8 protein-coding genes are annotated in these 10,450 nt (G+C 39.6%); 4 read left to right on the forward strand and 4 right to left on the reverse strand.

Features of this window, described 5'->3' with window-relative positions:
- Positions 1–43: 43 nt before the first annotated feature.
- From KME09_22485 to KME09_22500, 4 genes are all read left to right on the forward strand, one after another.
- A complete protein-coding gene (locus KME09_22485) occupies positions 44–586 on the forward strand; it encodes a DUF3122 domain-containing protein (GenBank protein MBW4536703.1) in 543 nt (180 codons plus the stop codon).
- Positions 587–738: 152 nt separating this feature from the next.
- Positions 739–1,710: a pentapeptide repeat-containing protein gene (locus KME09_22490; GenBank protein MBW4536704.1), complete on the forward strand. Its 972-nt coding sequence runs from the start codon at positions 739–741 to the stop codon at positions 1,708–1,710.
- Between the two features lie 114 nt (positions 1,711–1,824).
- Complete coding sequence (locus KME09_22495) at positions 1,825–2,919, forward strand: ABC transporter ATP-binding protein (protein MBW4536705.1); 1,095 nt, start codon at positions 1,825–1,827, stop codon at positions 2,917–2,919.
- Positions 2,920–3,233: 314 nt separating this feature from the next.
- Positions 3,234–5,063, forward strand: coding sequence for a hypothetical protein (locus tag KME09_22500; protein ID MBW4536706.1), 1,830 nt, complete (start codon positions 3,234–3,236; stop codon positions 5,061–5,063).
- 106 nt (positions 5,064–5,169) lie between these two features.
- Here KME09_22500 and KME09_22505 read toward each other — a convergent pair whose 3' ends face one another.
- The 4 genes from KME09_22505 to KME09_22520 all read right to left on the reverse strand — a co-directional run bounded on the left by KME09_22505 (position 5,170) and on the right by KME09_22520 (position 10,258).
- Positions 5,170–5,352: a hypothetical protein gene (locus KME09_22505; protein ID MBW4536707.1), complete on the reverse strand. Its 183-nt coding sequence runs from the start codon at positions 5,350–5,352 to the stop codon at positions 5,170–5,172.
- Between the two features lie 13 nt (positions 5,353–5,365).
- Positions 5,366–9,001 (reverse strand): tetratricopeptide repeat protein, encoded by a 3,636-nt coding sequence (locus KME09_22510; protein ID MBW4536708.1) that lies wholly within the window; start codon positions 8,999–9,001, stop codon positions 5,366–5,368.
- A 165-nt stretch (positions 9,002–9,166) separates the two neighbouring features.
- The gene (locus KME09_22515) at positions 9,167–9,481 is read right to left on the reverse strand and encodes a hypothetical protein (GenBank protein ID MBW4536709.1); all 315 of its coding nucleotides are present in this window, start codon (positions 9,479–9,481) and stop codon (positions 9,167–9,169) included.
- A 483-nt stretch (positions 9,482–9,964) separates the two neighbouring features.
- A complete protein-coding gene (locus tag KME09_22520) occupies positions 9,965–10,258 on the reverse strand; it encodes a hypothetical protein (GenBank protein ID MBW4536710.1) in 294 nt (97 codons plus the stop codon).
- Positions 10,259–10,450: the final 192 nt, after the last annotated feature.

The following is a 10,450-nucleotide window of genomic DNA, read 5'->3' on the forward strand; positions in this document are numbered from 1 at the left end:
CAGGTAATCTTCGAGGGAATATCTAGCAATAGGTATAGTTATCATGTTCGATCGACTAACTAATTTATTCAGCCAGAGCAAAACTTTAAATCCCTGGTTAAATCGTTTGGTTGCTATTACTCTCATTCTAATTGTGAGCTGGCTCAATTTTTGCTCTTCAGCTACCGCACTTTTAAGACAACATCACGAAACCCCTGGTGTGTTGCGCTATCATGCCCAAGACTCTCTCAAAGATCGCAACGGTAATACCTGGCAGGTACTATTATTTCCTGAAAATAACCAAAACGAGCAGACTAACTACTATTTACGCCTAGTCGGATTTCCTGGAGTAAATTCATTTAAGCATCCTCACTCTCTAGAAATTCTTACTTCTCAGGGAAAAGTCTTCACTGCCACTGATGCTTATGCCCAATCTGCTCCTGCACCTAACGTGGGACAATACGATTTAACTTCAATCATCAGTCAGCTGCCAGGTAAACAAAGCTTAAAACTATCTGTTCCCCTACAAGATAATCAAGAGCTAGCGCTTAAAATTCCCTCAGAAGTACTAACCGAATGGCTGCTACTAGCTCAAGAAATTAAATAACCTATATGTTACGCACTTGTAAAGTAGTGAAAAACACGAAGTCATCACGACAATCTATCTAGCTTTTAAAATTTGCTGTTATTTTAGAGTAGCGATCGGGAATTCTAAAGATAGTGTTCTACAGCTAGTTGTTGAAATGGCAATTTAATTTAATGGATGCAGAAGAGTTAGTACTGCTTTACAAACAGGGCAACAGAGATTTTAGTCGTGCTAATCTCAGTCAAATTCAGATCTTACAGGTTGAACTAGTCAACATAGACTTTAGCCGAACTGAGCTAGATTGGGCAAATTTTAGTGGTACTAACCTAACAGATGCTAATTTTAGTCGGGCAAACCTGAGCAATGCTCGATTAATCAAAACTAATATGGCGAGAGCTAATTTAAACAGTGCAGATTTAGCAGGAGCAGATCTTAGCTGGGCTAATTTAGAAAATTCTTCTTTAGCTAGAGTAGACTTAAGCGATGCCAATCTTAGCCAATCATTTTTTTGTAATGCTAACTTAGCTGATGCTGATTTAAGTCGAGCGAATCTAAGTCGCGCTAACCTAAGTGGGGCAAATCTGAGTCGCGCTAACCTAAGTGGAGCAGATCTGACAGGAGTAAATTTAAGCGGTGCCAATTTTACTCGTGCAGATTTGAGCGAGGCTAATTTTACGGATGCGGATCTCAGTTTCGCCAGCTTTAATCGAGCCGATCTTAGTGGCTGTAGTTTACGCCAATCAAATTTAGAACAGGCATCTTTACAAGGGGCAAACCTACGTTCGGCTAATCTACGAAGTGCCATCTTAGCAGGAGCTATTTTAAAAGACACAGATCGAGGCAATAGTAGTCTGGCAACTATCTCTCAACTAAGCTTGTCGAATTTGCAACAAGATAACAAAATCGATTTTGGTTCGGCTAACCTAAGCGGAGCAAACTTACAGGGAGTTAATTTACAAAATGCTAATTTTAGATTTGCCTTGCTGTTTAAAGCAACCTTAGAAAAAGTAAACTTAAACAGTGCTAGCTTAGTTGATGTTTATTTACGAGGTGCTAATTTAAGAGGTGCTAATCTTAAAGATAGCGTTTTAAGCGGTGTTAACTGGAAAGGAACAGTTATGCCTGATGGTACAACTCACCCGTGAGGTATTGAAAATTATAGAAATAAAAACCGATTGCTTAGATCATGCCTACGAGTTGATTAATATGATCAGTAATTAGTAATCAGTAATCAGTAATTATTAATCAGTAATCAATCAATGACTCAAGTACGTCTACAGGGAATTACTAGACAGTTTGATAGCACCACAGCAATCAAAGATATTACCTTTCAGATTCCCGATCGCGCTTTTTGGGTTTTGGTTGGCCCTTCAGGTTGTGGTAAATCAACGGTTCTCCGCACGATTGCTGGGTTGGAGTCGATTACCCAAGGAGAGCTTTATTTTGGCGATCGCTTGGTTAATGATCTTCCTGCCAGGCAGCGAGATGTGGCGATGGTGTTCCAAAATTATGCTCTTTATCCTCACATGACAGTGGCGGATAATTTGGCTTTTGGTTTAAAGATGCGACGGGATTCGGCTCCAGATATTGCGCGTAAAATACAGGAAGTGGCTCGCTCTTTGGATATAGAACATCTGCTCAAACGCAAGCCAAAGCAACTATCGGGGGGGCAACAACAAAGAGTCGCTTTAGGTAGAGCGATCGCCCGTCAACCCCAGGTATTTTTACTTGATGAACCACTATCAAATTTGGATGCTCAATTACGAGATGATACGAGAGCAGAATTAAAGCGGTTACATCAGCAGTTTAAGATTACTACTATTTATGTGACTCACGATCAAGTAGAAGCGATGACTCTAGCCGATCAGATTGTGGTTTTAGATCATGGTAGAGTGCAGCAGATTGGTAGTCCGCAAGAGATTTATCGTAATCCTGTAAATAGTATGGTGGCTGGGTTTTTAGGTAATCCGCCGATGAATATTATACCCGCTACCTACGATGGCGATCGCTTGCTCGTGTTTAATAATCAGTCTCTCCCATTAAATCTAGCTAGACAGCTACAACTTAGTCCAGGACAGAAGTTCAACCTGGGAATTCGCCCTGAACATATTCAGATTCACCCAACATCCGCTCAGAATGATCGTGATTGTCTAGTTGTAGAAGTAGATTTAGTCGAACCTTTAGGCAGAGAAACTTTGATTAAAGCGATTGTTCCAGGATCGAACATTAGGCTTAATTTACTGACAGATGCTCACTGTCCAAGTCGTGAAGGCGATCGCCTCACCGTAAAATTCGACCCAGCACATTTATTTGTTTTTGATGTAAATAATGGGCAGACTGTTAACTGTCAATAGTTAAAAACTTTTTGGACGAATAAGTATAAATTGCTTAAATCTATCAACTATAAGTGATTTAAAGAGATTTTATTTATTCAAGTAAGTGATCTCGATCGATTATATTTAATATGACCAACACCTTGATAGTCAAGAGATTATTGCCATTAAAGAGCATTAGTTTCATCTAAACTATACAGACTCTTTACCTCTAGTTGATTTAAAAAATAATATTTTCATCTGGGCTTGATGATTAATTCTAATAGTTCAATAGATAATCGATTTACTTCAACAATTGTTTTATCTAACCAGTTATCTGAATTAAATCTAATCCTATGTCTGAAAATATATTACTGAAAAATATTGTATCAATCGATAGTTTTTTTACTATACCCGATCAAATCTATGAGTTAGAAAAGAATAGCCTTGCATGTCAAAAACCAGGCTCAATTTATCAATATGATGATAAATCTAATGTAGATAGTACGCTTGTAGCCGATCCCAATAATCCAGATAATTATCTAGCTGTGGCTATGGATAACAATCAGGATATCTCCACAGGCAAAGATCATAATATTATTTATGGTAAAGGAATTTCTTCTGCTTTAAGTATTGCAACGGCTAGTGCAGAAGCTGAATTTATTTCAGATCATCTTGTTACTGCTAATAGTCAAGCTATTGCGGATGTTGGTGTACTGGCTTTAGGCATTGTTAATTCAGGGAAGATTAATACTGGCAGAGGTGATGACATCATTTTCGGTGTTGCTGAGGCTTCGGGTAACTCAACGGCTGACGCTCAAGCAGAATCAATTTTGAGTAATGTCACTTTTACTGATGCTACTAGTAACTCTGTCGCAACGGTTAATGTCCTTGTAGAGGCAGTTGGTATTAGTAATACAGGTAGAATTAATACAGGTAGTGGTGATGACATCATCGTCGGTGTTGCTAATGCTTCGGCTTCAGGCAACTCAACAACTAATTCCCAAACTCAATTAGTATTTACAAATGATTTGACAGCCACTGCTAATAGTGAGTCAGTTGTAATTGTCGATAGCTTGGCAATCGGTCTTGATAACACAAATGTAATTAACACAGGCGAAGGGCATGACGTTATTATTGGTTTTGCTACTAACTCGGCTGTGAGTCAGGCGATCGCTGCTGCATTTGCTTATAATGCGACTGTCTTAGCTACAGGTAGTGATTGTCAAGCTATTGATGTAATTGAAACGGCTGTTTCTCAAAGCACATCCTCTGCCACTGCTGTTAGTACCACCACTACCCTAGGAATTGTTAATTCTGGTCAAATTTTAACGAGTGATGGAAATGATGTAATTGTTGGTTTAGCCAATAACCAAACTGACAGTAAGTCTCAGACGAAATCTGTTGCCGAATCTACTGCTAACGATCTGGCGACTGCCACGGCAGATGCACGATCTCTAGCGATCGCCCTGGGTAGTACAATAGGAATTGCTAATTTTGGTGAAATTAATACTGGCAAAGGTAACGATATTGTAATGGGTATCGCCATTGATAAGACTGCTGCTGTTGCCAATGCTAATGCTAATGCTGCCAGTACTGTTAATAATTCTGATGCTCAAACCAACACTAATGCGATCACCGATACTTCACAAGCGATCGCCATTGGGATTAATAATACTGGGGGCAAAATTCTCACGGCAATAGGAGATGATCAAATTATTGGCATGGGTGAAATCGGCATTTTAGGCGGAAGCTTAAATGCAGGAATAGGAGACGATCGGGTGATCGGTTATGGCAAAGAGGTTGGCGTTGAATCCAGTCAGATTAGATTAGGTCAAGGTAATGACTGGTTTAAAGCAGCGATAGTTGATTTTGATCCTTTCACTGGGGCAATTTCTTTGCCGTCAGATCAGTCTGATTCAATTAAAGATACTAGTGTCTTTGGCGATCGCGGTAATGATACTTTTGAAATTGGCGACTTTAAAAATAGTGTCTTAATTGATGGAGGTACAGATTTTGATATTTTAAGATTGTGGGGTAATCTAGACGATTATCAATTCACCAGCTCATCAGACAATAAAACTTTAACGATTGAAGATTCTGGTTCAGTACTGACCGTCAAAAACGTTGAAGCGATATATTATGGGGACAGTGAGCAAGCTTATAAAATTAGTGACTTTGCTTAAACTAACGCGTCTTTTTAATAATTATTGAATACTTGGGAGTTAAAGGAGATCGCTTTTAACTCCCGATTTTTGCGTTAATTTGCGTCAATTTAAATGCTATTCTCTTTTAGCTGGAACTGGAACTGGAACTGGAACTAGAACTAGATGAGTTATTGGTTACCGTAGTAGAAACACTTTGAGTTGTTTTCGTTTTGCCATCGCCAGAGACAAAAACTTGACTGGTGGCTTCGGCGATCGCTTTACCATCAGGGGAAACAACTTTTTTACGAATAATTCTTTGGTAGGTCATAACTGTAGTTTGATTAACTTAAAGTATCTTTTTCTCGATTATAGAAAATAGTCCGAGCTAAATTAAGCAGAATATTTTGTTCTGTTTCCTCAGAATCTATATCTATTTCAAGTTGAGCTAGCTGTTTAACGAGCGGTGCTGCTATTTGTGCTTGCAGCCAGCGTGATAATTCGGCGATCGCTCCAGAAGAACGATCAATTTTAAGGGCTGCTTGTAAAAGTTGTAATGTACTATCTAAATTACCAGACTTAAGTGGTGTGTTTGCTCGATCTAAGCACCACAAAAAATGATTAACCCTAGATTTAGCGGTAATTTCTGCGCAGTATTTTGCAGGTAGATAACTTTCTGAGATTTCAATCGCTCGTAAATGATCGTATCCTGAAGCACCATTCAGGTTTTCAGTTATAGTTACGCTATTAGCCTGGCGACGATAATGAGCTAGAATTCCAGGCTCATACCACCAGTCAGAGAAAGAAGCAATGCGTTTATATAATTCCCAGTCACAGGTGAACAGAATATCCAGCTTGTAGCCCCCCAACTTTTCGTAACTAGCTCTCTTAATTACAATTGATGGAGGACTAGTTGCATTGACTACTCCAATCTGCCGTACCCAATCCTGGACAATACCACGATAATTTTCCAGATCGTATTCTTCAGTGTATAAAATTTGACGATTATCATTAATCGATTGATAACCAGTAAAAGCTGCCCCAACTGAATCTGGACAGGTTGCTAAACTTGTTTTTAATTGCTCGTAGAATCCTGGAAGCACATAATCATCATTATGTAGCAGATGAATCCACTCTCCTCGACAAAGAGATACTGCCGTATTCCAATTTTCTTGTAAGGGTATAGTTTCAGGTAATCGATAGTAACGAATAATCCCTCGACCTAAATCATCAGGAATTTGCCACTGAGGAGGATTACTGCCGTTATCTAGAACAATAATCTCCATTTCCTCTGCGCTAGTCCACTGAGAAAGAACACTAGCCAGACATTCTGGGAAATATTCAGGACGGTTGACTACTGGAATCACCACACTCCAAAAAGGTCGCTTGCCAACTTCGCTAACTGGAGGAATAGCTGGAAATTCGTGTCCTCCTATGGTTACTGTCCCCGAAGGGATTGGCGGAACTGTATAATTCTCCGCAACTGTAGCTAGATTGGGCGAAGGGGCAATTACACCCTCCGTACCCTGAAGGATCGCCTGGGCATAGGCTAGATTAATTAGCTGGAGTCCTCGTTTAAAACTTGCTGTAGCTTGAACTAAATCACCGAGGTCTTGATATACTTGCCCCAAACTATAATATGCTTTGCCAAAATTAGGATCTAATTGCAGAACTTGCTGATAGCAGTTCAGTGCTTGGTCTAAATTTCTTTGTTGATGCAGAATTGAGCCTAAGTCATAGTGAGCCTCAACCAGATCGGGCTGCATTGAGATTGCCTGAAGATAATAAATTTCAGCAGTTTGACCATCGCCGACTCTTTGACGACCTAAACCCAATTTATAATTTAACTTGGCATAATGAGCTTGTTTTTCTGGCGAGAGTTTACCTTGGGCAAAAAGGGCATTCCCCCAGTTAACATCAGCTTCTAGACAATTTGGCATCAGCTCTAATGCTTGCTGATAATAGGAGGCTGCTGCTGACCATTTATTCTGTTGCTGCAAGACATAACCTAAATTGTTATAGATAGGCGCAGAATCTGGTCGTAAATTTAGAGCTTGTCGATAAGCCTCTTCAGCGTTTGAGAATTGACCTTGAGCTTGGCGTAAATTTCCCAAGCTAAACCATGCTTTCAAAAAATTAGGCTGTGCTTGAACAGAGGCACAAAAATATTGCTCTGCTGAGGTTAAATTACCCTTTTGCTGCTCTATAGAGCCGAAAGCATACAGAGCCTCGGCATGTTTGGGCTGTAGGGCTAGCACTTGAGAATATTGTTGTTGAGCCAGATCCAGACGATTATTTTGATAATGCTGTTCTGCTAGTTGAAAAGCTGCTTTAACTTCGGCGCTATCAAATCGACTTGGTTTCTCAACGATCGCCATCAAAAAATCTTCTAATGCTCTGACTGGTTTTAAGTCGCCATAACACTTGTATTTATTAAGAGCAATTTGCTGGGAGCTGTGATGACGATAATCACGATCTTGACCAAGACGCGTGGCAATTTGTACATATTCATCTTTATTATGAGCGATCGTCTCTTCAATCCCCATCATCTTGAGAATTGCCAGGGTATGCCGACTACGCATCAGTTCACCAGGCAGGGTAACTATGGGCAAATTGTAGACAGTTGATTCTAGGGTTGTATTACCTCCTGACCAGCCAATATTATCTAAATATATATCGGCGATCGCTCCTAAGCCAGCAAAAGCATTGGCACTCATCAGAGGCAAAAATATGCAGTAATCTTGATAATTTAAGTTGAATTTTTGGAAAGCATCAGCTAGGCGCTGACAAAAGACATTAGTAGCTAGTTCACTTTCTAATTTGATCAAGACAAACTTAGCATTACTTACTGCTTGGGCAATACGCGGAAAAACATCGTCGTGCTGTGGTAGATATTTGAATAAGGATTGACAACACCAAAACATGATGTCGCTTTCCAAGATGCCTAAATCTTTTCTCGCTACTGCTTCTGGTTTTATTGGGATTGGTTGGTAACATACCCCCAGGTTAGGTAATTTAACTAACTTTTCTGTATAGTGTGATTGAGCATTAGTTGGCTCCATTAAATCGCTACTTAAAAAGTAGTCAATTGTCGGCAATCCACTAGTTTCAGGATGCCCCCAAGAGGCAATTTGCACAGGAGCTAATCTTAAGCAGCCTAGTTGAACCGCCATCGTATCCATGCCGAATTCGGGAAAAATTAGAATATGTAAATTGTCTTGAGCAATTTTCTCTGCCCATTGGTCAACGGAAAAGGCATGATGCTCAAATCGCTCAAATGATTTTGCTGCTCTTGCCGTTTGCTCATCCCGCTTATTCCCTGTAAAGTAAGCAAATAATTCAAATTCACTGCGATCTAAGTTTTCTACCCAACCCTGCAAGATAATTTTCCAGACTGAATGATGGTTAAAAAAACCTGAAACGAAACCGACGCGAATCTTTTGCTGGGCTGCCAGTTTTGGTGTGCTTAATGGCTGACTCCATTGGGGATAGCGACTTGCCATTAACCGCTGAATCAAGCCACCATACGTCTGCTGTAAATCGCGATCGCACATTCCCTGATAGGCTAAATAGAAAGGCTGGTTAGAACCCACAGCCATCGCTGCTGCCGACCTTTGTTGCTCATTCGCTTGCTCATAATAATCGGCTAAACTTTGTAGCTGTTGTTGATACTTCTGTCTTTTCGACTCAATTTCTGCCTCTGCTGTATAAATTATCGGCAGCTGACTAACTACAAGACTTAATCTAGCTAAATGATAATCGGGATTGAGATCTAAAGCAGTTTGAAAAGAAGCGATCGCCTGCTCTGTTTGTCCTTGCTGTAATAGCGCCATGCCTAAATTATAGTGAGCTTCTACTAAATTAGGTTGAAGGGCGATCGCAGTTTGCCATGAGGCGATCGCTAACTCTATTTGTCCAGCTTGGCTGTGTTTAATACCAACTTGAAAATAAGACTTGGCAGATGCAGATTGAGATTCCATCGCTCTTAATGCCTAATTTAAGAATTTAACCAGTATTTTAAAAACAAATAAAAAAAGACACTCTCAAACTAAGAGCATCCCAATTATTCGTCAGGCGAATATTTCTTTCAGCCCAGACAGTAGTATATCAAAGAACAAAATAATCTAGCTTTAATCCAAGACTATCTAATAAAGTTTAATATCAGTAGCAACACCAGTATATACAGAAGTAGCTACGCTGGAGTTTTTACCATCTACTGTTACAGCAGTAGCAGTGCCAGCACCAGTTGCAGCGCTAAGGCTGTAATAGGGGGAAGCAGCAGATGTAGTACCTGTCAAAGTGTTAGCAGTTGTAGATTGTCCATAGCCTTCGGCATAGACATTAGCAGAGGCTACGCCTCCATTAGCACTAACGGATCCTCCTGTATAAGCACCGAATCCACCATTGATATTTTCAGTTGCATCGGTCGCTTCAATAAATCTTAAGTCTTGAATAATCATAGTTTCGATAACCTTGCTAAAGTGTATAGTTTGTTGTTTACAGTTTACGCCAACCCAACTACATACATAAAAAAAATTTTAAATGTATGCATCAAGGGCTAAAATTATGTTCACAGTCTCAACAGTTAACTCTTTTCCGTCTAAAATTAGACTTTTCCACGGCTATTCCACAGACTGAAAAGAAATTAACTAGTTAGCTTTTTTCGTCTTTGCTAAACAAGAGAAAAGAACTTTGTCACAGCTTGAATGCAGGGAGAAAAATCAACATTTACGGCGTTGGTGAGTGCGTAATGTTGTTGATGCAAGAATCAGCGAGAAAGCAACGTTTCGGTGATCTAATAGCATTCCCGATTCAGCAACGCCTTTTGTTGATTTTCTCTCTATTAGAGAAAGTCGATCATTTAACCAAGTGAATGAAACTTAGATAATGCTACTGGTTAATTATATAGATTAAGCTATTGCCAATTTTAACCAGCGAAATAGTTATAAATAACTAAGCATCATCTCTTTTGTTAGTTCATAAGACCCACTAGAGTGGCTACCAAGTCTAAACTTGATGTATCCCTTGCCGTGTTTCTTAATTACTTTGTCTCCAGCTATAGATATAGAGTAGACATCATCTCCCTCACCTTCTATCGATGTTAGGGAATAAGTCTTACCATCAACGCTAATAGAATCTGATGCTGAGGAAGATGAAGCACCTCCTCTGATAGCAACTTCGTTTTTTTCGTACTCTCGATCACAAGAGTTGAAAAATTCTAAATCATAGATAATCATTGGATATTACCTTGTGCAGTTGTAAGTTTTATCAGAGCTTGAGTGCAGTGAACTACATCAAGATGAAGTCACTGCGATTTACAATTAACTATTTAGTAAGACTCAGAGTAGGACTCGGAACCTGCTCCACTGTAGTTACCTTCAATAGTTAAAGTGTGTGTGTAAGCGAAAGCTTTAGTGTTACGACCAAAG

It is taken from the genome of Pleurocapsa minor HA4230-MV1 (assembly GCA_019359095.1).
Lineage (GTDB): Bacteria > Cyanobacteriota > Cyanobacteriia > Cyanobacteriales > Xenococcaceae > Waterburya > Waterburya minor.

Excerpts from the sequence above, each read along its gene's own strand:
- KME09_22485 (MBW4536703.1), top strand. The coding sequence starts at position 44 with ATGTTCGATCGACTAACTAATTTATTCAGCCAGAGCAAAACTTTAAAT.
- KME09_22505 (MBW4536707.1), bottom strand. The coding sequence starts at position 5,352 with ATGACCTACCAAAGAATTATTCGTAAAAAAGTTGTTTCCCCTGATGGT.
- KME09_22495 (MBW4536705.1), top strand. The coding sequence starts at position 1,825 with ATGACTCAAGTACGTCTACAGGGAATTACTAGACAGTTTGATAGCACC.
- KME09_22510 (MBW4536708.1), bottom strand. The coding sequence starts at position 9,001 with ATGGAATCTCAATCTGCATCTGCCAAGTCTTATTTTCAAGTTGGTATT.
- KME09_22490 (MBW4536704.1), top strand. The coding sequence starts at position 739 with ATGGATGCAGAAGAGTTAGTACTGCTTTACAAACAGGGCAACAGAGAT.
- KME09_22520 (MBW4536710.1), bottom strand. The coding sequence starts at position 10,258 with ATGATTATCTATGATTTAGAATTTTTCAACTCTTGTGATCGAGAGTAC.
- KME09_22500 (MBW4536706.1), top strand. The coding sequence starts at position 3,234 with ATGTCTGAAAATATATTACTGAAAAATATTGTATCAATCGATAGTTTT.
- KME09_22515 (MBW4536709.1), bottom strand. The coding sequence starts at position 9,481 with ATGATTATTCAAGACTTAAGATTTATTGAAGCGACCGATGCAACTGAA.